Here is a 24,939-nt window from a genome sequence, read left to right as displayed (position 1 = left end):
TCTGCACCAAAATTATCCCACATCAATGTACCTCTTGATCACTGAAACTACCTTTGAAAAAATAAAAATAGCCGGAGCAAAGCGACTTGCGCCTTAAAAAAAGCATCAGGAAAAACTTAGCGTCCTTGCGTTATCCAACAAAAACACTCAACAAGCAACAAAAAACAACTGACAACAAAAATAAATCTCATGAAAAATATACTAAAACAATCACTGGTAATCGCAGCTTTAGCATTTTCAACGTTAAATTTTGCACAAACAACTACTACAACACCTGCAAAAACAACAGCCATCGGAACCTCCAAAACCTGGGGAACCGTAGACGGTATCTCCATGGTAGGACTGGTACAGGGACCTTCCTCAGCAGATGCCCAGCTTCAGGTAGCCTGTGTTTTTGAATATACAGAAGGAGACATCTTCAATGCTCAGGCCTTACCTGCTAAATTGAACGGATTGGTTCACCTGGATGAAGCTTTAAAAGGAGAATTAACCAATATCAGAAAGACAGGACAGTTCCAGGGACATTCTTTGGAAACCCTTTTAATTACACCTCCTGCCGGATCTATGTCTGCAAAGAAATTATTATTGATTGGCTTAGGTGACCGCAACAAGTTCACTCCAGATTTAATGACTTCTGTAGGAGAAGTGGCTGCCCGCGAAGCGATGAGGTTAGGTGTTACCAACTTTGCCTTTGCCAGCGATCTGAAAGATGCCGGAATAGACTCTCCAACTGCTTTGGTAGCCGGAAATGTAGTAAGAGGAATTGTACACGCCAACCGTTCTGAAAATTACCTGAAAGAACACAAATTATCCACTACAAAAAAATTAGAAAAAGTATATCTTCTGGCTGGCCCTGCTTTCTTTGAAACCGCAGGCGGAGGAATTGCTGATGCCATTTCAGAAGCTCAAAAAAAATAATGAACCTAGTTTCATTACATTGTTGATCCGGCCCTCTTTTATAAGGGGGCTTTTTGTTATATTTACTTTTTAAGAAAATGATATGGGATTCGGACTTGAAATAAGTTTTGTATTTGATAAAGAGGAGCCTTTATGGCAATATCTGGACTTGAGAGATCAATACTATTTTGACGGAAGAGACGGTTTAAATCTGGTGATGACAGATGAGAGTCCGGAAGATGATGACCGATTATTGTGTCAAATAGAAAGAGTCTTACATATAGACCTGAAAATATTGGATTTCTGGCATTTTTATGAAGAATATATTGATCTGGAGGTTTTAAAATCTAACCTGGTACAATTGAAGAATGCATTAAAAAATCAACCTGATTTCTATAAAAAGATAGTATATGGTCATGATATTGAAGATGGTTATCTGAAGGAGAAGTTTGTTGAGGATATCAATTTTCTTATTGAAAGGCTGGAGCTGAATATACTAAATGGTGCAGAAAAAGTAATGTTTGTCAGCTCATAATCATTAATATTGCTGGGAGGTTTGGGATACTGGTGCCTACAACTTATTAAAGATCAGCTCCCAACTAAATTAGCAAAATCCAAAAAAAATCCCGATTTTTGCACTCTTTCCATAAACCCGAGTTCATGAAATTATGTATTGCCGAGAAACCCAGTGTTGCCAGAGATATCGCCAAAGTATTGGGCGCTACCACGCCTAAACAAGGTTATATGGAAGGAAACGGCTATTGCGTAACATGGACGTTCGGACATCTTTGCACCCTGAAAGAACCTCACGACTACGGCCCTCAGTTCAAATCCTGGAATCTTTTTTCACTGCCGATTATTCCCAGCAGTTTTGGTATCAAGCTGATCCCGAATAAAGGCGTTGAAAATCAGTTTAAAGTGATTGAAAGATTGGTTGAAGAATGTGATGAGGTTATCAACTGTGGGGATGCCGGGCAGGAGGGAGAACTCATTCAGCGCTGGGTATTGCAGAAAGCAAAATGCAACAAACCCATCCAGCGTTTATGGATTTCTTCATTGACGGAAGATGCGATTAAAGAAGGATTTGCAAGTTTAAAACCTGCAGAAGATTATAAAAACCTCTATCTGGCCGGAAATGCCAGAGCCATAGGAGACTGGTTGTTGGGAATCAATGCGACCAGGCTTTTTACGAAGAAGTTTGGCGGAAATAAAGCCGTTCTTTCCATTGGAAGGGTACAGACTCCCACATTGGCCATGCTGGTGCAGCGCCAGAAAGAAATTGATGCCTTTACCACAGAAGAATATTGGGAACTGAAGACCAAATACCGTGATGTTCTTTTCAGTGCAGCAATCGATCGTTTAAAAACGTTGGAACGTGCAGAAAAAGGATTGGAATACCTTAAAGTCAACCCATTTGAAATTGTTTCTTTCGAAATTAAAGAAGGAAAAGAAAAAAATCCACGACTTTTCGACCTGACCGGACTTCAGGTAGAAGCCAATAAAAAATATGGATATTCAGCAGAAAATACGTTGAATTATATCCAGAGTCTGTATGAAAAGAAGCACGTAACCTATCCACGTGTTGATACAACTTATCTATCCGAGAGTTTATATCCGAAAATAACAGGAATTCTTCAGAAAATGTATCCTTATCAGGATCTGATTGCTCCGTTACTGGAAGCTCCGATTCCAAAATCGAAAGCTGTTTTCGATGATACCAAAGTAACCGATCACCATGCGATCATTCCTACGGAAATTCCACCTTCCCAGAATCTGAGCAGGGAAGAAAAACTGATCTATGATCTGATTGCAAAGCGCTTTATAGCCGTATTCTATCCGGAGTGTAAAATTTCCAATACCCTGGTGGAAGGAAAAGTAGGAACCATTCCTTTCAAAACCAGCGGAAGGCAGGTTCTTGAAGCAGGATGGAGAGCCGTTTATGCCAAAGAACCTAAAGAAGAAACCACCGATAAGGAAAAAGAAAAAGAAGAAGAACAAACGATCCCTGAATTTATTGTAGGAGAAACCGGACCACATGATCCGATGATTCACCAGGGGAAAACAACGCCGCCAAAGCCTTATACCGAAGCAACATTGCTGAGAGCAATGGAAACTGCCGGAAAACAGGTTGAAGATGAAGAGCTGCGTGAAATGTTGAAGAACAACGGGATCGGAAGACCATCCACGCGAGCGAACATCATTGAAACCCTTTTCAAAAGAAAATACATCGAGAAAAAAAGGAAAAACCTCATCGCTACCCAAACCGGAATTCAGTTGATTGACACCATTGAAGACGAACTTTTAAAAAGTCCGGAACTGACGGGTGAATGGGAATCAAAACTTCGTAGGATTGAGAAAGGAGAGTATGAAGCCAATCTTTTCAAAGAAGAACTGATTCAGATGGTTACTGAACTTACTGAAAAAGTAGTATATGGAAAAGGAAAAGTGATTACCCTTCAGGAAGAAGAAAAAGAAGAAGTAAAGGAAAAGAAAAAAAGAGAACCTGCACAGAAAAAAGAACTTCAGTCCTGGGAAGAAACGAAATGTCCGAAATGTAAAGAACACAACCTGATCAAAGGAAAAACAGCAGTAGGATGTTCCGATTTCAAAAACTGTGGATTCAAAATTACCTTTGAAATTTTCGGTAAAAAATTATCTGATAAACAGCTTTTAGACCTTGTTTTAAAAGGTAAAACTTCAAAGTTGAAAGGCTTTGTCACCCATCCGGATGCTATTGCAGAAGGTGTTTTGACTTTGAGCGACGACTTTCAGACACAACTTAGCTAATATTGAATTTGATTTAATCCAAAAATCTGCCCAATCTGCTCAATCTGTGAGAGGATAAAAATCCTTGATGAATAAATTAAATGTTATCATTTAGTGGAGAATACGGGATTCGAAACCATGATCTTTTGACTGGCAGTCAAACGCAATAGCTTTTGTATACGTTACCTTACCCATATTGGAATGAGAGAACATTCTTTCAAAGATAATAAATAGTGGTTTGAACTTCATAAGAATAGATGATCTAATTGGACATTGCCATATTTTATCGGAGATAAAATCTTTGCGTCTTAAAAATATGCAACTTGGAAAAACTCCTTGCGCCTTTGCGTTTTCCAACAATCTTCCGGCTTTTCATTTATACAGAGATTCCTCCGGAATGACAAACGGTACAGATAAACTAAGCGTTGTATTTGTCATTCCGGAGGAATCCAGCCTTATTTTCTATATTTTCCAATTTTCAATACAAATATCCTATTGAAGACGTGAAATTTCAACATTCTCTTTTTTCTGCTTCATAAACTGCAAGATAGATCCCATTACAAAAAGCAAGAAAACGACAAGAAGAGTCTGACCAATGATCGGGTCTTTGATATCTTTAGCCAAAGGATGTCCAATGGGAACTCTTGTAAAAGTCTCATTAATTGTGGGAACAAGAGACAGGAAAAAACTGAATGACAGCAAAAAATTCTCAAAATACCTTGCCTTCCTGCTTTCCTTTTTACCTGAGAACAGGAAATACGCAGCAGAGATCAAAACAATGATAAATAACGAGAATACATGCCCTGCATTGAAACCTCCGGCTTTTGAGATTCCTAATGCTGAAAGTGAGGTGATGAGCGTACCGTAAAAATAGACCTTTCCGGATAGCTGAGCCAGATTGATTTTACCATATTTGATAAATCCTATTATGGCGCCAACAAGTGCTGTGATGCCAATGATGGTATGAAAAATTCCTAAAATTGATAGATGCATATTGATATTATTTTAAATGTATACTCATTCAGTTTTTAGTTGTGGGCCTATTTCCATTCCCTGAAACTGATGGTACAAATTTGCGGTAGAATCACAGAAATGATTTTGTGATTTCGTTCAAGAATTTGAGATTTTAGTTCAAAAAAAACACTCCCTTATTGAAATAAGAAATGCCTGTATAATTTGTATAAAATAGTTTTTTAGTTATTTTTCTTTCCGCTCCTGACGATAACCTGACGGGGAAATATGATATTTATCGCTGAAGTTTTTTGTAAAAGTCGCCAGATCATTAAATCCGCAGTCAAATGCGATATCAGTAATGCGTTCATCAGATATTAAGAGCAATTCGGCGGCTTTCTCCAGTTTTTTGTTTCTTATATAGTTGGCGGGAGTATCGTCATAGAGTTTTGCAAATTCTCTCTTGAAGGATGATATACTTAGATTGCTCTGTTCTGCAAGCTGTTCAATGGTGAGCTGCGTAAATAAATTCGCTTCAATAATTTGCTTAAAAGAGTAAGCTGTTGGAGAGAAAAGTTGTGACAAAATCAATTGTATGGCACTGGCATTCTGTGATTGAGCCAGCAATAACATGATCTCTTTTAGCTTAAGAATTAATATATCTTCATTAATGAGTGATGGATTTTCAAAGTAAAAAAGTAAGCCTTCTACATATTTTTGAATCAGAAAATCATTATTTATTTTCTCACTGGATTGATTTGAAACTGTGTTTGCAGGTCTCTGCAATAAGGAAGGTAATTCTCTGTCGTAAATTTTCTTCAGTATATCCGGGTAGAAGGTCACAATTACGACCTGACAGTGACTTTCTAAATTTGAATTTTGAATATGCTTTCCCGAGCTGATACAGTTCAGAAACAGGGAATAGTTGGTGGGAACATCAAATTCCTGCTCATCTGTTTTATATTGAAACGCTCCTTTGATCACGTACAGAAAACAGGCTTGCTCCGAAACCGGAAAATCATATCTGAATGGCCCTGTCATATCAATTTTCTGTATCAGAGTCTTTCCAAATAATTCATATTTTTTGTAATCATTCAGCATAATGGGCGAGTTTCGTTTTGAAGTGAATCAAGTGAAAGTTAATTAATTTTATCTGTAAAAAATGAGTCAACAACAAATATACACAGTCATTCTCTAAAAAGCTTAATTTACACAGTTAGATTCCTACAGAATAGCAAACTATGTGGATAAACTAAGCGGTATACTTGTCATTCCGCAGGAATCCAGCCTTATGTTTTCACAGTCTTTTTTATACGAATACTCCAACAGGAGAGGTGAGAATTCATGGATTACCGAAACAATTTCTCATACCATCCGCTAACATCATTTTTAATCTCTTCATGATGCTTGCATAAAATCACAGCCAGTTCCAGTTCAGATCTTTCAGATTTATAAGGATTTGTAGTAAGAAACCCAAAGAAATTTCCATCCTGATCAACGATTGCCGGAGGATAAGCTCCATATTCATTCCATGGAGAGTAGGTGCTGTGAGGACTTCCATAATTTCCATATGCATTCCAGATAGATTTTGAATTGAAAACATTTCCGTAATCGCTGAACTTATTCCATATCGAATTTTTATCAAATTGATCACAGGTTAAACATCCCAGATATTGGTCCTGATCTGCACCGCCATACAAATGTAATGTCTGTGCCTGAAAACAGAAGCCTGCCAGTAAACCTATAAGTAGAAAAAAACTTTTTAAACCCATCATAAAGCTTTCCTGCAAAGCTAGCCTTTTGAACTGAAAAATTTTGATTATTGCTGAACAAAACCACACACCACAAAACCCGTACAAATTTCTAATATATATAAGGTTTAAATATTCATGTAGAGATCAAACAGCAGTATAAGTTTATCTCAGTTCCCTCAAAGCTTCCTGACACTGGAAATTTTTAATCTTTAAATTCTTTAATCTTTAAATCAATTTCTACCTTTACATGCAAATTCAAAAAGTAATGACTCCAGAAAAAAGAAAACTCATCACAGACAGCTTCAACCGTTCGGAAACTTTACAGTTCTATAAAGCAGAACTGCTGGAAGTAGAAACCGATTTTATATCCATGAAGATTCCTAAAATGGAAATGATGACCCGGAAAGCAGGAATGTTCAATGGAGCTATGATTGCTTCTCTTGTGGATGTTTCTTCCGGATATGCTGCCGTGAGTCATTATGCAGAAGACTGTTATGTGGTAACCGTTGAATTGAAAGTGAATTACCTTCGTCCTGCAATGGGTGATGCTTTAGTATCAAAATCCTATGTTATCAAAGGGGGAGGGAAAATCATTGTGGTGAGAACGGAAATCTATGTTCAGAGTGAAAATTCCGACTCAGAAAGTCACGTGGCGACCTCTTTGGTCACTATGATGAAAATAAAATAACGGATTAAGGGGAATAACAGATAAAATATTCCTTAAATAAAGGGTTTCGCGGAATTCTTTTTTTTGAAATGGAATGGCTTTTGCTCCATATCCCCCATAAACATTAAAAAATAACTCAATGAACTTAATTATCCGATTATTTATAACAGCGATTGTTGCTTATCTTTTGACCAAAATCTTACCGGGAGTACATTTTGAAGGATTTTCTTCAGCCATTATCTTTGCTATTGTGCTTGGGGTTCTGAACATATTTGTAAAGCCTATTTTAAGCCTGTTTGGTCTGCCGTTAACGATCCTTACCTTAGGATTCTTTGCTTTGGTAATCAATGCCGGAATTATTCTGATTGCGGACTATTTCATAGACAGTATGGTGGTAGATGGTTTCTGGTGGGCATTTATCTTCAGTATATTATTGTCAATTGTGACTTCTCTGGCGAATTCAATGTTCTCAGATGGAGATTAATTAAAAACATTACAGATCAAAATATAAATCCGCTCAACAAGCGGATTTTTTTTATTTTTTAATGAACTTCAACAACACCAAATTTCCCTTTGAATCTTTTAGTTTTAGAAAATAATTTCCTGAAATAAGTTGATGAATAGAAATTTCTTTTACAAACCGGTCTTTTACAATCACCCTTGCATTCACATCTATAATCTCATATTCCTGAAAATTCCTGTCCGTATTTACTTTTAAAATATCTGAAACAGGATTCGGGTAAACTTTAATTAAAACATTGCTGTTTTTTTGCTGCGTTTCATGAGTCGCTAAAAATAAACATGAGGGTGGAGTTGTTATAATTCCGTCAGTAAAATCATAATACAAAGTACTTTCCATAGGAATCAAATTGGTGCTGATGGTTGCAGGAATATTTTCAAAGAGAGTACAATTGTTAAAACGTACATTGGCACTTTCAAAATTTCTGGCAGTCTTATACCAGGATTCACATCCTGCAGGCTGCATTACAACTCCTGGCCAGAAGGTATCCATGGCAAATCCGTCAATGGAATTGGGACTTACCATATCAATCATTACACAGCTTCCGGTAATCCATGTAGAAGGAATTTTAAAGTAAATGTTGGCCGTAGGAATACTTCCTGTATAATATTTTTTACTGATGACAGCTGATGAATTTCCCTGACCATCAACAAGAAATGCTTTGATTTCTTTATTCTGATCAATGGGAATCTGTACATTATTGACTGCTGAACTGGAACTCAATGTAGGGGTGCTCCCATCAGTAGTATAATAAATAGTTCCGTTTCCCGAAATAGTTGCCTGATAAGCATTATAATAATGATTGGGGAAAGGGCTTATCGTTAACTGTGAAAAAAAGAAAGAAGACACAAAGAGTGCAGAAAAAAGGAGAAATTTTTTCATGTAAAATGGATATTAGTTTAGTTTTTATAAAATTAATAAAAATTCATCTGCATATTAACTATTTATTTTCAATATCGTAAAACTTAAATGTTAATTCTTTAGTCCGTTTTTATTTTAAATATTAACTTTGGCAATCTTTGAATTTAATAAAAGGATGTATAAAATCATTAGGATTCTGTATATCCGTTAAAAAATGAATATCAACATATGAAACTTAAGTACAGTCTGCTGGCCTTGGCAGCTCCGCTTTTAATGAATGCACAACAAGTAATGACGCCTGAAATTCTTTGGACTTTGAAAAAAGTTGGAGTACAGGCTGTTTCACCAGATCAGGGCTCCCTTATCTATAAAGTAGGACAGGTTGATCTGAAAACAGAGAAAACAAAAAACGAGAACTATTTTCTGAATGTTCTTAATAATCAGTCTTCCAAAATTGATTTTGGTAAAAAAGCCCTTATTCAATGGGATAAAAACGGTATCTATGCTCAGGAAGGTGATAAAATCTATCTTTCTAAAGATGCAGGAAAAACCTGGACAGAATTTTATACCATCGGTGAAGTTGATAATGTTGTCATTTCTCCGGACGGGAAGAAAATTGCTTTCAGTAAGCAGGTGCTGGTAGAGAAAGTAATGGGGAAAGATAAATTCAGTGATACTCCTAAAACGACGGCTCAGGTATACACAGACCTGAACCACAGACACTGGGATTATTTCAATGAAGGAAAATACAACCATGTATTTGTAGTAAATACTTCTGATAAAGCAGAATCAGCTAAAGACCTGCTGGAAGGAAAAATGTGGGATTCTCCTCAGAGACCTTTCGGGGGCGCTGAAGATTTTATCTGGAGTTCAGATTCTGCACAGCTTTTATATGTTACAAAACCTAAAAGTGGAAAAGACTATTCTACAAGTACCAATACCGATATCTTTGCTTACGATTTAGCATCAGGTACAACCAAAAATCTTACAGAATCCAACAAAGGATATGATGTAAATCCTAAATTCAGTCCGGATGGAAAATCTCTGATCTGGCAGAGTATGGCCAGAGACGGATATGAAGCCGATAAAAATGATGTGAAAATCATGGACTGGAAGTCTGGAAAGACAACTAACCTTACATCGGGTTGGGACGAAAGTGTTTCAGGAGACGTACTTTGGGGTGCGGACTCAAAAACAATCTACTTTACAGCAGCATTCAGAGGTACAAAACAGCTTTTTGCCCTGGATTCAAAATCAGCAAAAGTACAGCAGATTACAAAAGGAGATTTTGATGTTAACGAAATCTTTACAGATAATAAATCTTCACTTTTAGTAGGAAGAACAGACGTAAACCATGCAACAGAACTTTTCTCAGTAAACGTTAAAAACGGAGAAATGAAGCAGGTGACTGAAGCGAACAAAGAAACTTATGCTAAGTTAGCTCAGGGGAAATCTGAACTTAAGATGGTGAAAACTTCTGATGGTAAAGAAATGGGAGTTTGGTTCCACTATCCACCAAACTTTGACCCGAATAAAAAATATCCTACTTTGGTATACTGCCAGGGTGGTCCACAGTCTGCTCTTACTCAGTTTTTCAGTGTAAGATGGAACTTTGCTCTGATGACAGCTAATGATTATATCGTGGTTGCTCCAAACAGAAGAGGTATGCCAGGCTGGGGAACAAAGTGGAATGAAGAAATTTCAAGAGACTGGGGCGGACAGCCAATGAGAGATTATCTGGCAGCCACAGACTTTGCAAAAACTTTACCATACGTAGACGGTGACAGAGTAGCAGCGGTAGGAGCGAGCTACGGAGGATACAGCGTATTTATGCTGGCAGGAATCCATGAAAACAGATTCAAAACGTTCATCGCTCATGATGGGCTATTTGATATGAAATCATGGTATCTGACGACTGAAGAACTTTGGTTTGCGAACTGGGATCTTGGTTCACCATGGGAGAAACCACAACCAAAAGCATACACAGAATTCAATCCAAGCAATTTTGTAGATAAATGGAATAAGCCTATCATGATCGTTCAGGGAGGAATTGATTTCCGTGTTCCTTACGAGCAGGGGCAGGAAGCTTTCCAGGCTGCTAAATTAAGGGGATTAAAATCTAAACTGGTTTATTTCCCTAACGAAAACCACTGGGTACTTCATCCGCAAAACGGATTGGTATGGCAGAGAGAATTCTTTGATTGGCTGAAGGAAACTTTGTAAGATCAATAAAAATAAAATATCAATAGGAGCGGGCTTTAGCCCGCTTTTTTTTATGATGAAAAATCCAATGGCTTTAGCCAAAACTTAAATAAACTGAGTTGGGTTAAGGAAATTAAAATTCAGGCTATTGGAAGCTGGAAGAGGAGAGGTTGGAAGTTGCTGTTAATCTTAGCATTTATAGAGGTTGCCATAAATTAATAATAGCACTGTTTAAAAAAGATGAAAATACGGACAACCCGTTTTTCATAACCTCAATAACTTCCTTCTACAAGCTCCCAGCTTCCAGCCAGATTAAATAAATTAAATCTTTATATTTGAATATGCAAAACCGGATTTCTTCATTTTCACCTCTTATTGATGTTCATTCTCGGATTATCATTTTAGGATCAATTCCCGGAGTAAAATCACTGGAAAAACAACAGTACTATGCCCACCCTCAGAACAAATTCTGGAAAATCATCTTTGAATTGCTGAATGAAGAATTTACTGAAAATTATACTCAGAGAATCGAAGTATTAAAGAAACATCATATTGCCCTTTGGGATGTCATTGATTCCTGCGAGCGAAAAGGAAGCCTGGATTCTGAAATCAAAAATGAAGAAGCCAATCAGATTGCTGAACTGCTGGACAAACATCCAAACGTGAAAGCCATTTTCTGCAATGGTGGAAAATCTTACAAAAATTTACAAAAACTGTTGGGGAAAAGTTATAAACTGCCCATTTTCCTATTACCTTCTACAAGTCCGCTTCATACGGTTTCCTTTGAGAAGAAGCTGGAAGAATGGAAGAGTATACTGGAGTTTTTGGGAGTTTGAGAGTTTGAGGGTTTGAGTGTCGGAGAGTTAGAGAGCTGGGCTGTAAGAGTATAGATTCCTTCGGAATGGACAAATACGATGTATTATCTATCCGTACACTTTGTCACTCCGTAGGAGTCTAAGTATTGTATGTAATTCTCGGTAAAGAATTCTGGAGTTTTTGAGATTAATTTGGGATAAGATTTAGAGAGCTGGCTTGGATTCCTACGGAATGACAAACAGAACGCTTTATCTATCCGTATCCTTATCATTTCGTAGGAATCTTTTGAGAAGAAATTGGAAGAATGGAAGAGGATACTGGAGTTTTTGGGAGTGGAGAGTTAGAGAGCTGGGCTGTAAGAGTATAGATTCCTTCGGAATGGACAAATACGATGTATTATCTATCCATACACTTTGTCACTCCGTAGGAGTCTAAGTATTGTATGTAATTCTCGGTAAAGAATTCTGGAGTTTTTGAGATTAATTTTGGGATTAGATTTAGAGAACTGGCTTGGATTCCTACGGAATGACAAACAGAACGCTTTATCTATCCGTATCTTTATCATTTCGTAGGAATCTTTTGAGAAGAAATTGGAAGAATGGAAGAGGATACTGGAGTTTTTGGGAGTGGAGAGTTAGAGAGCTGGGCTGTAAGAGTATAGATTCCTTCGGAATGGACAAATACGATGTATTATCTATCCATACACTTTGTCACTCCGTAGGAATCTTTTGAGAAGAAATTGGAAGAATGGAAGAGTATACTGGAGTTTTTGGGAGTTTGAGAGTTCGTAGGTTTGAGAGTCGGAGAGTTAGAGAGCTGGGCTGTAAGAGTATAGATTCCTTCGGAATGGACAAATACGATGTATTATCTATCCGTACACTTTGTCACTCCGTAGGAGTCTAAGTATTGTATGTAATTCTCGGTAAAGAATTCTGGAGTTTTTGAGATTAATTTTGGGATTAGATTTAGAGAGCTGGCTTGGATTCCTACGGAATGACAAACAGAACGCTTTATCTATCCGTATCTTTATCATTTCGTAGGAATCTGTTTTACTCTATTATTCTCAAACTCTCCGACACTCAAACTCCCAAATATTCTCTCAGTCCTTTCAAAAGCTCCAGCTGGTTTTTTGTTCTATCCAGATTGTGCTCAGGATGTGTGATAGAATAGTAAGTGCTTCCGTTCAGGTAATCCGTTAAAAAACGAAGTTCCTGGATATAAATGGCGACTTGTGCAGCATAATCAAGATTGCCAGACTCTTCCGGGGTCAGTTTTTCCTTTAGATAAAATAAAAACCCTTCTTTTACAGCCTTATACATTTCAGGGTTGAAATTGTTTTTGGCACTGCCATCATCTTCATGGGTTGTATTGGTATAAGACTGGATCATCGTTCCAAAATCATATAAAATAGTAGAAATCATCATAGTATCCAGATCAATCACAGCCAGCGGGCTATGATTCTGATCAAAAAGAATATTGCTGATTTTTACATCTGCATGGATGATTCTTTTGGGAATCCGATTGTTTTTCTCCATTTCGATCCATTGATCAGGCAAAGACAATAACTTATTGGTGATTTCTATTTCAGCCTTTGCATTTTCTTTTAAATAAGGAGCTGCATTCTTTAATGAATTTTTATAATCTGCAACCCTTTTCTCAAAGTTAAGGAAATTCGGAAGAGAATCTTCTATGGCAGGCAGTTTTTCGGTATTGATGGTGGTAAGGAAATAACTGAAGGTTTTAGCCGCTTCAAAAGCCACCTGTAAAGATGGGGCGGAAAGAAAGGTCATACTATTTTCTACGAAACTTAGCATACGCCAGGGCTGACCATCGGCATCTTCTACCAAAAGCCTGTTGTTTAGAGAGGGGATAGGTTCAATAATTTGAAACTGATAATCATGTGCTCTAAGAATTTCATTAACCATTAAATGATTATTAACGATGACTTCCGGCTGCCTGAAAACATGATTGTTGATTTTCTGCAGAATAAACTTTTTCCTCTGATCTTTATCTTCCAAAAGATAGGTTGTATTGATCAATCCGTCAGTAATAGAAGTGAGTTCATAATTATCTGTACCGATAAACTCATTAATAATATCATTTAACTCCATAAATCTTCCGGGTATCTGTTGTTTTTAATCTCTGAAGTCAGAAAATCTATAATTTCCTTTTTATCATCGGCATAAGTGACACCCATCCATTGAGACGGAGATGCTTTTACTTTTACCTGTACTCTGTTTTCATCTATCATTCTCTGTACGGCAGTAGGAATATAAAATTCCTGGGTAGGCAGCGGATCAGATTCGATAAAATCATAAAAATAAGCTTCCAGATAACAGAAAATATGAGGATGGAATATAAAAAAGTTCATGGATACCAAAGTATCAGAATCTAATTTTACATTTTCTCCATTTTTAATATAAACGATGGAGTTATTTATTTTTTGAATGGAAGTCTGCTCTTCAACCTTAATCAGATAATTTTCCGGATCCAGTGTACATATTCCTCTGGCTACAGCTCCATTACCGCTCAATGTTGTGCCTACAGGATAAGCAATCATACCCAATTGTGAATCTGAAATATGATGATGGTTGATTTCATGTGCAGCCAATTGATACGCTTCTTTTCCGTAAAAGTCATCCGCGTTGATCATCACAAACGGTTCCTGTATAGAATATTTTGCACAAAGTACAGCATGAGCAGTTCCCCATGGTTTTTCACGATCAGGATAATCAAAACCTTCCAGCGAAATAGGAATACTGTCTATTTCCTGATATACCCAGTGAAGTTCAAAGTTTTTAGCCTTTGAAATGGTATTGAGTCTCTCAATATAACTTTGAGGAATCAGTTTATTGACAATAATAACTACTTTTTGGAAACCGGCTTCCAGAGCGTCAAAGATAGAATACTCCAGAATTGGCGAACCGTTATTGAGTATTCCGTCTACCTGCTTTAATCCTTTATATCTGCTTCCTAATCCACCTGCTAATATGAGTAATGTTTTCTTAGAACTCATCGGTCATTCCAAATACAGGTTTACGGGTTTTCCATTTTCCATTGGTAAAATCAGGAATATCAATCACCTGACCGCCTTTGGCAATAGACTCTTCACTCAATGGCGTAATCGAATACCACAACGCAAGATCATACACATCCATCGGGAATTCTATATTTCTTTTAATACATTCAATAAAAGTATTCATCACAAAGAAATCCATTCCGCCATGACCGGCTCCTGCTGCAGTGTTTTCAAACTTCTTCCACATCGGATGATCGTGTTCTTGCATCCATTTTTCAGTATTATCCCAACGGTGGGTATGGTTCATCGTTTTTTCAAAATAAATATGACCCTGGTTGAAGTCTCCCCATCCGAAATCCTGCCACAACCCTTCAGTTCCCTGAACCCGGAAGCCCAGATCATAAGGTCTCTGTAAACTTGTATCATGAGTCAGAAGAATGGTTTCTCCATTAGCACAGGCAATTTGTGTTGTTACCACGTCTCCCTGATTGAACTTCACTTGGGCACTAGGATGGTTTTCTCCTCCTTTTGGATGTTCAACAATATATTTATGAAGCCCTACAGATTTTGATGAGAATGAAGACAGCCTCGTTAATCGGTTTCCTCTGTTGATGTCCATCATCATTGCTACCGGGCCTAATCCATGTGTAGGATAAAGTTCTCCGTTACGCTTTACATAATGTTCAGTTCTCCATTTTGCTTCACTGAATCCTTTCTCTCCGAATTCTGCACCAGAATTGTAAGGAGTAACGCCGTCATTGAAAAGTACACCTCTCAAATCGTGCTGATAACCGCCTCTTCCATGTACCAATTCTCCAAACATTCCTTTACGAACCATATTCAGAATGGCCATAATATCTCTTCGGTAGCATACATTTTCCATCATAAAGATAGGAACTTTTGTTTCCTCATATACCTTTACAAACTCCCAGCAGTCCTGAAGCTTTATCGCTCCGGAAACTTCCATACCCACAATTTTTTTAGCGCGCATAGCTTCTACCCCTTGGGTAAGATGCCATTCCCATGGAGTAGCAATGACAACAGCGTCTATTGCTTTTGATTTTAAAAGATTTCTATAGTCATATTCACCGTTGGAAAACTCCTGAGCAGCCGGCTTATTATTGTCTTTTAAGATTTTTTGAGACGCGGCAAGCATTCTTTTCTCTGGATCTGCAAACGCAACAATCTCTACGTCATTACGCTTTGCCAGTAATTTTACATGTTCCTGCCCACGAAGACCGACACCGATGAAACCGACACGGACTTTTTTATCTGTTTTAAAATCATTGGAATAGGCAAATAATGAATTGGGTAAAACCAATGCCCCAAAGCTTGCCAAAGCTGCTGTCTTAAGAAAGTTCCTGCGCGAATTGCTATTGTCCATCTATTTTTTTTCTTAAATATATTAAAAACTTTTGTAAATCCCGACGTTGTGATAGTAGGGAGTTGAAGAGGTCATTAGTTTGAGTGTCGAAAAATTTAATAGTTTAAAGCATATGGTGAATATCCCGGAGATTTATTGATTAATCCATGCTTTTCTTAAAGCTATTTGTTTTGAATCGGGATTGGGTAGAGAAGTTACCTTTCCGGTAATTTCATCATAGTTGAAACCTGCTTTTTCCAGATATTCTTTCAAAGGAATAGGTTGGGTGCCTTCTATAAAGTTGCTGAAAAATGTGCGTATTTCAGGATAAGTCATTTTTGTAATTTCATCAAACAGATCATCATCATTGAAATATTTACCTTCTCCATATTTTTTCATAAGCATCTGCATCAGGTTCTGAGTTCCCTTTTTTCCATCAGAAAGTTCCCTTAGCCTTATATCTAAACACAGTCCGAGTAATGCTCCTTTCATATAAAAGTTCATATACTGATCTTGTCTTTCCATAGAATTTTTACTCATTTCCGTAAAAGATAATGTGTTGTCAAACTCTTTCATACCATGTATCTTTTCTTCCAAACTCTTTTCAAAATCTTCCAGGCTGATCATTTTTTGTTTGATAGGCATATGAATCGTAGCATATTCGGTCATTCCTTCATACAGCCACAGATGTTTAGACATGACAGGATTCAGGAAATCATAATGCTGAATTTCTCCTGAATGAATGTTGAGAGGAGTAACAACATGGAAAAACTCATGAGAAGCCACTCTGTTTAAAGCATTCGGAAGAAATTTCATACTTCCGGATCTGTACAGGCAAACTGTAGAGTGGGAGTGTTCCAGACCATCTCCCAAAAATCCATTCTCATTTGAAGATTCATAATAAATTAGAAATGCATATTTCTTTACCGGTAATGTGCCTCCCAGATAAGCCTGCTGATTTTTCAGAATGTTCTCTATTTCATGAGCTATTGTTTTGGAATAATGTCTTTCCTTTTTATTATAAAATGATACAAGCACTTTAGTATGACCTATCTTGAGCCACGTTGTGTCTGGAACCGAATATAGAACAGGAGAATCTACCAGTTCCCGGTAATCTTTTGCCCAAACTACATCCGTGTTTTTATTTTTCTGTTGATAATCTAAAGCAGAGGAAGCATAAAAATCCTTGTTTCTTGTAATGGTAATTTGGTAAGGAATATCTTTCATTTCTTCAAAATATCCCACTAAAGAATTATAATTGATGACTGAAACACTGTCTTTTATAAACATACTTCCGGCAGATCTTGCCTCATTGGATTCCTTCTCCAAAGAGTCCCATCCATCCGCTACCTGATAGGATATTTTCTTTACACGATTCAGATCATGTACCAGCCAGCTGTTTTTATCCAGACGTTCGGTCAGAATTTTTTTTCCGTTTTTATCGGTGGCTGTGAAATTAGAAACATATTGTCCGAAATTCATAGCCTGATAAAATCCGGGTACCAGTTTGGGAATAATAAACTTGCCCTGTTTAAGATCATTCTTTGGGGGCGAAAAAGATACCCGGACTTCATCGTTGGACATATGAAGAAGGTCTATATTGTATTCGTAATTATTCTTTGTTTTTTGGGCTATAATGATATTAGGAATTATAACGATCAGAAAAAATAGCTTTATAATACTATTCATTGCTATTGCTTTAAGTACTACGAAAATACAAAATTACTAAGGTTTGCTGACTTTATTTTTCCATATAATAAACTTCTTCGTAAGGCTGGATCAATACCCATCCGTGGCCTGAGAACTTCATCTGAAACTCTTCACCACTTCCTCTGCCAATAAGGCTTTTGAAAGAAACATTTGTTTTCAGTTCCGGGCTCAGATTTCCGGACCATGCAACAGTGGCATTAGGATCTGTAAATACAGGCGTATCAGGAGTTACCAGTAAAGTCAATGGATCTCCGTGAGTTGTAATCGCAATATGTCCCGTTCCTGAAAGTTTCACCTGGAAAAGTCCTCCGGACATCATTCCTGCAATACTCTTAAGCATAGTAATATCACTGTTTACACTTTGCTCATGGGCAAGAACATCATTTCCGTTCACACATACTGATTCATTATTCAGATAAAGGATACGTACTTTTTTCCCGGAATCTGCTACATACAATTTTCCGGTTCCTTCCGCTTTCATAAGCTTACTTCCTTCACCACTGATTGCTTTTTTTAGAAGGTTTCCAATTCCTCCGGCCAGCATTCCCTGTCTTTCAAAATTGATATTTCCCACATAGCTTACCATGCTTCCTTTTTTAGTCCATACCGCCTGATTATTTAGGTTGATTTCCAGAAGATGTTTGGTTTCCAGCTCAAAATAATCTCTTTGCTGCGGATTTTCTTTTGTTTCGTTGATAAAGGCTTCAATTGAATATTTACTCATAATGATAATTTTTTGATTGGTTATTTTATGCGGTTATCGATTTGATTTTGTTTAATTTATATTCTCTCTTATTACTTTTAGGATTCAGATCCACAAATTCATAGGCTTCAAAGTTGGCAAGTTTTGCTTTGAATACCTCAGCAGCTTTTTCTACCGACCAGGTTTTAGGATAATGGAATCCTTCAAATTCAGCATTGAAAATCTCTGCTTTGAACTCATGGGAAAACTCATCATCACCCGCGTAGGTTAATGCTATCTTGCCGGTCCATGTAATATCATATTGATTGTTGTCTGTTTCTGAAAACCGGATTTTATGACCTGCACAGCTGTCATGGCCAAGCAGATAAATATTGAAGGCCAGATCCTCATCGTCAAAATGTTGTTCAGACGGAAGATCGTTACTGAAAAGATCTTTTTTAACAACAGCATCAAAGTCCAGTTTTTCATCCGGATTGTTTATTCTGATTCCTCTTTGTTCCCCCCAATACGTTGACGATAGAGTACAGGCATGGTAGTTTCCCCATACGCCTTTAGAGTCCCAGTCCGATAAATCTTCGTCTTCTTCTTCGCTGTCATGATCATCATTGGCATAATAGTCTTCAGTTTTTAAATGAAAATCAAACCAGATAAAACCATACTCATCAATTCGTCCACTCCAGTTGAATGTGACGATCTTATGTCCGTTAGGATACGGATTATTAAGGAAGTATATTTTGCTTACTGGCTCCATACTGAATTTTAATTTTCCCAAAAATAGAACTTTTTAAGCTTAAAAATCCCCGTAAAATCACGGTTTTATATTTCATTGTAAATAATACTTGACAAAGGGGTATTCAATGTCGTATATTTGCACTCCGAAAATTACACCTTGTAATTACAATAATTTTTAAACCGTAATTTAAAAAATGAAAACATCAGATTTTAATTTTGATCTTCCTGCGGAATTATTAGCAGAACACCCATCAGAGCACAGAGACGAAGCTAGATTAATGGTACTTGATAGAAAAACACAAACTATCGAGCACAAATTATTCAAGGATGTAGTGGATTATTTTGATGAGGATGATTTGTTTATCTTCAATAATACTAAGGTTTTCCCTGCTCGTCTTTACGGAAATAAAGAAAAAACAGGTGCTAAAATTGAAGTTTTCTTATTAAGAGAACTTGATAAAGAAACCAGAGTTTGGGATGTTTTGGTAGATCCGGCAAGAAAAATCAGAATTGGTAACAAATTATTCTTCACTGAAGATGAATCTTTGGTAGCAGAAGTTATTGATAACACCACTTCAAGAGGAAGAACATTAAGATTCTTATTCGACGGTTCTTACGACGAATTCAGAACGAAATTAAAAGAATTGGGAGAAACTCCACTTCCAAAGTATATCAAAAGAGCAGTAGAGCCGGAAGATGCAGAAAGATACCAGACTATCTATGCTAAAATAGAAGGAGCTGTTGCTGCACCTACAGCAGGTCTTCACTTCTCCAAGCATTTGATGAAGAGATTAGAGATCAAAGGAATCAATTTTGCTGAAGTAACACTTCACGTAGGATTGGGAACATTCAACCCGATTGAGGTAGAAGATCTTTCTAAGCACAAAATGGAATCTGAAGAGATCATCATCGATGAAAAAAATGCTGACCTTATCAACAGAGCAGTAGAATCTCACAGAAGAGTTTGTGCGGTAGGTACTACAACAATGAGAGCATTGGAAACTTCTGTTTCTTCAAACAAAAAGATCTCTGCTTTCAACGGATGGACAAATAAATTCATTTATCCGCCTCACGATTTCGGAGTAGCTACTTCAATGATCACAAACTTCCACACACCGAAGTCTACACTGCTTATGATGATTGCTGCCTTTGCTGGAAAAGATTTCGTAATGCAGGCTTATGAAGAAGCTGTAAGAGAAAAGTATAAATTCTATTCTTACGGTGACGCAATGTTAATTCTATAAAAAAGTAAAAAGAGCCAAGTTAAAAGTAATACAAGTGTAAATGAGACAAAATGATTTACTTATAAGAACTTTTACATTTGGAGTTAATTGTCTTAAATTTTTAAGAACACTTCCAAATGATTCTGAAAGTAAATTAATAAGATTTCAACTTGGAAAATCAGCTACTTCAATAGGTGCTAATTATGAAGAATCCCAAGCTGGATCTTCTAAAGCTGACTTTAAAAATAAAGTGAAAATTGCTTTAAGAGAAGCAAGAGAAAGTAATTTCTGGCTTCGGGTTTTAGAAGAATTAGATGGTTATGATTCTGAAGAATTTAAAGCTTTATTGAATGAGAGTAACGAATTGAAAAACATTTTGGCTGCAATAGCTAACAATACTAAACTTTAAAAACTTTTTACTTTTAACTTGGCTCTTTAATATTATGAAAGATATCCGTATATTATCACTGGACCAGCTTAAAGATTACTTTGAGTCTTTAGGAGAAAAACCGTTTCGTGCGAAACAGGTCTATGACTGGCTATGGAGTAAAAATCTCCATTCGATAGATGAAATGACGAATCTTTCGAAATCACTTCGTGAAAAAATTTCCGAAGAATACACCATTAATCCTGTTTCCGTAGATCTTCTTCAAAAAAGTACTGACGGAACCATCAAAAACGGAGTGAAACTTCATGACGGGCTGATGGTGGAATCTGTTCTTATTCCTACAGAAACAAGAACTACAGCCTGTGTATCTTCCCAGGTAGGATGCTCATTAAACTGCGAATTCTGTGCTACAGCAAAACTGAAAAGGATGAGAAACCTTGAAGTAGCTGAAATTGTAGATCAGGTAGCCCTGATTGACAGCCAGAGTAGAATGTACTTCGAAAGACCACTTTCCAATATCGTATTTATGGGAATGGGAGAGCCGATGATGAATTACAAAAACGTCGTTGAAGCCATCAGGAAAATTACCCAGCCGGAAGGATTGGGAATGTCTCCAAGAAGAATTACCGTTTCTACATCCGGTATTCCAAAGATGATCAAAATGCTGGCAGATGATGAACTGCGTGTGAAATTGGCTTTATCCCTTCACTCAGCTATCGAATCTAAGCGTAACGAGATCATGCCTTTCTCAGATAAATTTCCGTTGACTGATATAATGGAATCTCTTCAGTACTGGTATCAAAAGACAGGTTCTGTCATTACTTTTGAATACTGTGTATGGAAAGGAATCAATGACGGAGATGAAGATATTAAAGCTTTAATCAAATACTGCAAACAGGTTCCTTCAAAAGTAAATCTTATTCAATACAACCCGATTGGTGACGGAAAATATGATCAATGTAACAAACAGGCGGAAGAAAACTATATCCGTCAGCTTGAAAATGCAGGGGTTACTGTAATGGTCAGAAGAAGCCGTGGAGGTGATATTGATGCTGCCTGCGGGCAATTGGCCAACAAAGCAACAGATTAAAATTTCCTTAAAAAAAATCAAAACTTTCTTAAAAAAAGGTTAAAGCCCTACCTTTGCACAAATTATTTTGTGATGATGGATTTTCTTATGAGCGAGGATGGGCTGGAAAATGTGTATGCATGGGCTATCCCGTTGCATGCAACCGTTATTTTAGCTGAAATGATTTACAGCCATGTTTCAGAAGCTAAGCTATATAGCGGGAAAGATCTTGCTACCAATGTTTATCTGGCATTGATGAACTTTGGTCTGGACCTTATCATGAAAGCATTTGCCATGGGCGTTATGTTTTTCTTCTACAATCACAGACTTTTTTCATGGGACCTTAGTGTATGGTATCTGCTGGCTTGTTTTATAATCACAGATTTTGCCTATTATGTACTGCATTATGTTGACCATCGTTCCAGAGCATTCTGGGCAGTTCATATCACGCACCACAGTTCAGAATATTTTAACCTTACAACAGGATTCAGAAGCCCTGTACTACAGCCGCTTTACAGATATTTATATTTTTCACCACTTGCATTTTTAGGATTTAATCCGTGGCATATTATGGTGGCTTATGCCATTGGTCAGGTATATGGAACGTGGGTTCATACACAGACTGTGAAGCGTATGGGATTTTTAGAATATATTCTTGTCACTCCTTCCCACCATCGTGTTCATCATGCATGTAATGTAAAATATCTGGATAAGAACATGGGAATGTGCCTGATCATCTGGGATAAAATATTTGGAACCTTTCAAAAAGAAGATCCTAATATTCCTGTAAAGTATGGGATTTATCCCAAAATGCCGGATAACAGACCAGATACAGTCCTTTTTTATGAATGGAGAAAAATCTGGAAAGATCTCAAACAGCCAGGATTAAAATTCACTGACAGAATCAATTATATTTTCAATTCACCGGGGTGGAGACATGACGGAACCGGAAAAACGGTAAGACAATACCAGAAAGAATATTTTGCAAAACAGGCAAAAAAGAAAGAACAACAGCAAACTCAGGAAGAGCAGAAAACTGCTTAAACTTGTTTTTAAAATCAATAGAAATCTAAGGGAAAAGCGGGCTATTTCAGCCCGTTTTTCTATTTTGAGATGAGAGAAAGGTGAATAAACAAAATAATAAATCCCTTAAACTCTCCAATACAAAATCAAGAATTTTTCAAAGGACTATATAAAATATTCAGATTCCTGTGGAATGACAAGGTGTGTGGAGAAATAAAACGCTTAGTTTGTCCATTCCGTAAGAATCTATGTTCGTATAGATCCCAACCCCTCAACTTGCAATAAAACCTTATTTTTGTCCTATGAAAAAATTCTTTCTGATTGTTGCCCTTATCATTACTCAATCTGCATTTTCCCAGCAGACCGATTTTCTGAAAATAAAAAAATACAGAGTTAATTATCTGAATGAGAAGATTGATGAAACTTCAGGGCTGGATATTTTGAACGGGAAATTATATACCTTCAATGATAGCGGAAATCCAGCTGAGCTTTTTGAGATTGATAAAAATAATGGCGAAATTATCCGAACACTTAAAACCAATTTAATTAATACTGACTGGGAAGCTTTGGCAAACGACGGTGAAAACTTTTATATCGGAGATTTTGGAAATAATACGGGAACAAGGAAAGATCTGATGATTTATAAAGTTCCTTACGAACGTCTTGATACGTCTATTAATATTAAAATTCCCGGTTCAGAAAGAGCTTTAGACGGATCTAGAATTCTTTTTTATTATCCTGAACAAACCGAATTTATTTCCAAAAATACCAGAAATGATTTTGATGCGGAAGCCATGATCTATTTGAATGGAAAGCTGCATATCTTTACTAAAGAATGGGCTGCAAAAGCAACCTCTCATTATATTGTAGATCCAGAGATTTCAGAACGGCAAAAGGCAGAAAAAATAGAAACCTATAAAACAGGTTTTGTTGTTACAGATGCTTGTTATTTTGATAAAAAGCTTTATTTAGTGGGATATACCAAGAAAACGGAAGTCTTTTTAGATATCTTTACTGAAACAGAGCCCGGAGTATTTTTCAAAGAAAAACCAAAGCATTATTATTTAGGAACAGCTCTTTCATTAGCTCAGATTGAAGGAATAAGCGTAGATGAAACCGGAATCTATATTTCCGGAGAAAAATTTAAATCTCCATTGGGAACTGCAAAACCCTCTTTTTATTTTATCCCGAAAGATCAACTCAAAGATTAATTTGTCTTAAAATTGAGCGAAAAAAATTATCTTTGTGAGAATTAATAATTATTCACCCAGCATTCGCAGATTGTGGCAAATACAGTAGAAGAGATTAAACGACCGATCAATGATGAAATGAAACTTTTTGAACAGAAGTTTTATGAATCAATGCAGAGTAAAGTAGCTTTATTAGATAAAGTAACCCGTTTTATTGTTACCACCAAAGGAAAACAGATGCGTCCAATGTTTGTATTTCTCTGTGCCAAACTGGTGGGTGAAGTGACTGAAAAAACGTATCGTGGTGCGTCTATGATCGAGCTGATTCATACGGCTACTCTTGTACATGATGATGTAGTGGATGAAAGTTTTAAACGTCGTAATTTCTTTTCAATCAATGCTTTGTGGAAGAATAAAATTGCGGTTTTGGTAGGTGATTATCTTTTGTCAAAATCCGTACTATTATCTACAGATCATAAAGATTATGACTTGCTTGGTGTAATCTCCAGAACAATCCGGGAAATGTCAGAAGGAGAGCTTCTTCAGCTGGAAAAAGCGAGAAAACTGGATATTACTGAAGATGTTTATTATGAAATTATCCGCCAGAAAACAGCGACTCTGATTGCTGCCTGCTGTGAAATAGGAGTTCTTTCCAATAATGCAGACGAAGCTTTGGCTAAGAAGATGATGGATTTTGGGACCTTTACAGGAATGGCATTTCAGATCAAAGATGACCTTTTCGATTATTTAAGTTCAAACGTGATTGGAAAGCCTGTAGGAATTGATATTAAAGAACAGAAAATGACCCTGCCTTTAATTCATACCCTGAAAATAGCTGATGAGAAGGATAGAAAGTATTATTTCGATACCATAAAACGTTATAATAACAACCCGAAACGTGTAAAAGAGCTTATAGAATTCGTTAAAAACTCCGGAGGATTGGAATATGCCATTAAGGTAATGAAAGACTTTCAGCAGAAAGCAAAAGATCTCCTCAATGAGTTTCCGGATTCTGAAGCAAGAAAATCGTTACATAGTATGTTAGATTATGTAATTGAAAGAAAGTTTTAAAAATACTGATATAT

General features: G+C 36.8%; 24 protein-coding genes. 13 read left to right on the top strand and 11 right to left on the bottom strand.

Features of this window, described 5'->3' with window-relative positions; genetic code table 11:
- Positions 1–189: 189 nt before the first annotated feature.
- The 3 genes from CHRYMOREF3P_RS06480 to CHRYMOREF3P_RS06470 all read left to right on the top strand — a co-directional run bounded on the left by CHRYMOREF3P_RS06480 (position 190) and on the right by CHRYMOREF3P_RS06470 (position 3,684).
- The gene (locus tag CHRYMOREF3P_RS06480) at positions 190–918 is read left to right on the top strand and encodes a M17 family peptidase N-terminal domain-containing protein (RefSeq protein WP_077418580.1); all 729 of its coding nucleotides are present in this window, start codon (positions 190–192) and stop codon (positions 916–918) included.
- Between the two features lie 82 nt (positions 919–1,000).
- A complete protein-coding gene (locus CHRYMOREF3P_RS06475) occupies positions 1,001–1,432 on the top strand; it encodes a hypothetical protein (RefSeq protein ID WP_180564158.1) in 432 nt (143 codons plus the stop codon).
- Between the two features lie 125 nt (positions 1,433–1,557).
- A complete protein-coding gene (locus CHRYMOREF3P_RS06470) occupies positions 1,558–3,684 on the top strand; it encodes a type IA DNA topoisomerase (protein ID WP_077418582.1) in 2,127 nt (708 codons plus the stop codon).
- 90 nt (positions 3,685–3,774) lie between these two features.
- Here the strand turns inward: CHRYMOREF3P_RS06470 and CHRYMOREF3P_RS06465 are convergent, their stop codons facing one another.
- From CHRYMOREF3P_RS06465 to CHRYMOREF3P_RS06450, 4 genes are all read right to left on the bottom strand, one after another.
- A complete protein-coding gene (locus CHRYMOREF3P_RS06465; RefSeq protein ID WP_180564157.1) occupies positions 3,775–3,912 on the bottom strand; it encodes a hypothetical protein in 138 nt (45 codons plus the stop codon).
- A 243-nt stretch (positions 3,913–4,155) separates the two neighbouring features.
- The gene (locus CHRYMOREF3P_RS06460) at positions 4,156–4,656 is read right to left on the bottom strand and encodes a hypothetical protein (protein WP_180564156.1); all 501 of its coding nucleotides are present in this window, start codon (positions 4,654–4,656) and stop codon (positions 4,156–4,158) included.
- Positions 4,657–4,860: 204 nt separating this feature from the next.
- Entirely contained in the window at positions 4,861–5,715 is an 855-nt protein-coding gene (locus tag CHRYMOREF3P_RS06455; protein WP_180564155.1) for a helix-turn-helix domain-containing protein, read from the bottom strand.
- 248 nt (positions 5,716–5,963) lie between these two features.
- Positions 5,964–6,389, bottom strand: coding sequence for a hypothetical protein (locus CHRYMOREF3P_RS06450; RefSeq protein ID WP_198424131.1), 426 nt, complete (start codon positions 6,387–6,389; stop codon positions 5,964–5,966).
- Positions 6,390–6,633: 244 nt separating this feature from the next.
- Here CHRYMOREF3P_RS06450 and CHRYMOREF3P_RS06445 point away from each other — a divergent pair, with 244 nt between their 5' ends.
- Together CHRYMOREF3P_RS06445 and CHRYMOREF3P_RS06440 are read left to right on the top strand one after the other, a co-directional pair.
- Positions 6,634–7,056, top strand: a complete 423-nt coding sequence (locus CHRYMOREF3P_RS06445) for a PaaI family thioesterase (protein WP_047388081.1) — start codon at positions 6,634–6,636, stop codon at positions 7,054–7,056.
- A gap of 118 nt (positions 7,057–7,174) precedes the next feature.
- Entirely contained in the window at positions 7,175–7,519 is a 345-nt protein-coding gene (locus CHRYMOREF3P_RS06440) for a phage holin family protein (protein ID WP_047388083.1), read from the top strand.
- A 51-nt stretch (positions 7,520–7,570) separates the two neighbouring features.
- On the opposite strand, the gene CHRYMOREF3P_RS06435 is transcribed toward CHRYMOREF3P_RS06440, so the two are convergent.
- Positions 7,571–8,437, bottom strand: coding sequence for a chitobiase/beta-hexosaminidase C-terminal domain-containing protein (locus CHRYMOREF3P_RS06435; RefSeq protein ID WP_180564154.1), 867 nt, complete (start codon positions 8,435–8,437; stop codon positions 7,571–7,573).
- A gap of 207 nt (positions 8,438–8,644) precedes the next feature.
- Here CHRYMOREF3P_RS06435 and CHRYMOREF3P_RS06430 point away from each other — a divergent pair, with 207 nt between their 5' ends.
- Both CHRYMOREF3P_RS06430 and CHRYMOREF3P_RS06425 read left to right on the top strand, forming a co-directional pair.
- Positions 8,645–10,639, top strand: coding sequence for a S9 family peptidase (locus tag CHRYMOREF3P_RS06430; protein WP_077418588.1), 1,995 nt, complete (start codon positions 8,645–8,647; stop codon positions 10,637–10,639).
- 320 nt (positions 10,640–10,959) lie between these two features.
- Positions 10,960–11,454, top strand: coding sequence for a DNA-deoxyinosine glycosylase (locus CHRYMOREF3P_RS06425; protein ID WP_077418589.1), 495 nt, complete (start codon positions 10,960–10,962; stop codon positions 11,452–11,454).
- A 1,059-nt stretch (positions 11,455–12,513) separates the two neighbouring features.
- On the opposite strand, the gene CHRYMOREF3P_RS06420 is transcribed toward CHRYMOREF3P_RS06425, so the two are convergent.
- The 6 genes from CHRYMOREF3P_RS06420 to CHRYMOREF3P_RS06395 form a co-directional block, all read right to left on the bottom strand.
- Positions 12,514–13,545 carry a phosphotransferase enzyme family protein gene (locus tag CHRYMOREF3P_RS06420; RefSeq protein WP_077418590.1) on the bottom strand — a complete coding sequence of 344 codons (1,032 nt, stop codon included), beginning with the start codon at positions 13,543–13,545 and terminating at the stop codon, positions 12,514–12,516.
- Positions 13,536–14,450, bottom strand: a complete 915-nt coding sequence (locus CHRYMOREF3P_RS06415) for a sugar phosphate nucleotidyltransferase (RefSeq protein WP_077418591.1) — start codon at positions 14,448–14,450, stop codon at positions 13,536–13,538. Before CHRYMOREF3P_RS06415 ends, CHRYMOREF3P_RS06420 begins: the two co-directional genes overlap by 10 nt.
- On the bottom strand, positions 14,440–15,837 hold the full coding sequence (locus CHRYMOREF3P_RS06410) for a Gfo/Idh/MocA family protein (RefSeq protein WP_077418592.1): 1,398 nt from the start codon (positions 15,835–15,837) through the stop codon (positions 14,440–14,442). The genes CHRYMOREF3P_RS06415 and CHRYMOREF3P_RS06410 overlap by 11 nt, the downstream gene beginning before the upstream one ends.
- A gap of 132 nt (positions 15,838–15,969) precedes the next feature.
- Positions 15,970–17,505: a peptidase M61 gene (locus tag CHRYMOREF3P_RS06405; protein WP_180564153.1), complete on the bottom strand. Its 1,536-nt coding sequence runs from the start codon at positions 17,503–17,505 to the stop codon at positions 15,970–15,972.
- Between the two features lie 52 nt (positions 17,506–17,557).
- Positions 17,558–18,250, bottom strand: coding sequence for an AIM24 family protein (locus tag CHRYMOREF3P_RS06400; protein WP_045499102.1), 693 nt, complete (start codon positions 18,248–18,250; stop codon positions 17,558–17,560).
- A gap of 25 nt (positions 18,251–18,275) precedes the next feature.
- Positions 18,276–19,001, bottom strand: coding sequence for a hypothetical protein (locus CHRYMOREF3P_RS06395; protein WP_180564152.1), 726 nt, complete (start codon positions 18,999–19,001; stop codon positions 18,276–18,278).
- A 154-nt stretch (positions 19,002–19,155) separates the two neighbouring features.
- Here CHRYMOREF3P_RS06395 and queA point away from each other — a divergent pair, with 154 nt between their 5' ends.
- The 6 genes from queA (at position 19,156) to CHRYMOREF3P_RS06365 (ending at position 24,925) form a co-directional block, all read left to right on the top strand.
- Positions 19,156–20,205 carry a tRNA preQ1(34) S-adenosylmethionine ribosyltransferase-isomerase QueA gene (gene queA, locus CHRYMOREF3P_RS06390; protein WP_047388096.1) on the top strand — a complete coding sequence of 350 codons (1,050 nt, stop codon included), beginning with the start codon at positions 19,156–19,158 and terminating at the stop codon, positions 20,203–20,205.
- Positions 20,206–20,245: 40 nt separating this feature from the next.
- A complete protein-coding gene (locus tag CHRYMOREF3P_RS06385) occupies positions 20,246–20,593 on the top strand; it encodes a four helix bundle protein (RefSeq protein ID WP_077418595.1) in 348 nt (115 codons plus the stop codon).
- 34 nt (positions 20,594–20,627) lie between these two features.
- Positions 20,628–21,662: a 23S rRNA (adenine(2503)-C(2))-methyltransferase RlmN gene (gene rlmN / locus CHRYMOREF3P_RS06380; protein ID WP_047388102.1), complete on the top strand. Its 1,035-nt coding sequence runs from the start codon at positions 20,628–20,630 to the stop codon at positions 21,660–21,662.
- Between the two features lie 72 nt (positions 21,663–21,734).
- Complete coding sequence (locus CHRYMOREF3P_RS06375; protein ID WP_077418596.1) at positions 21,735–22,685, top strand: sterol desaturase family protein; 951 nt, start codon at positions 21,735–21,737, stop codon at positions 22,683–22,685.
- A gap of 281 nt (positions 22,686–22,966) precedes the next feature.
- The gene (locus CHRYMOREF3P_RS06370; protein WP_077418597.1) at positions 22,967–23,875 is read left to right on the top strand and encodes a hypothetical protein; all 909 of its coding nucleotides are present in this window, start codon (positions 22,967–22,969) and stop codon (positions 23,873–23,875) included.
- 72 nt (positions 23,876–23,947) lie between these two features.
- The gene (locus CHRYMOREF3P_RS06365) at positions 23,948–24,925 is read left to right on the top strand and encodes a polyprenyl synthetase family protein (RefSeq protein WP_077418598.1); all 978 of its coding nucleotides are present in this window, start codon (positions 23,948–23,950) and stop codon (positions 24,923–24,925) included.
- Positions 24,926–24,939: the final 14 nt, after the last annotated feature.

Origin of the sequence: Chryseobacterium sp. JV274, from assembly GCF_903969135.1 — a bacterium.
In the GTDB taxonomy this organism is placed as follows: Bacteria; Bacteroidota; Bacteroidia; order Flavobacteriales; family Weeksellaceae; genus Chryseobacterium.
The sequence above is the reverse complement of the archived record's forward strand: the minus strand, read 5'-3'. Positions and strand labels throughout refer to the sequence as shown.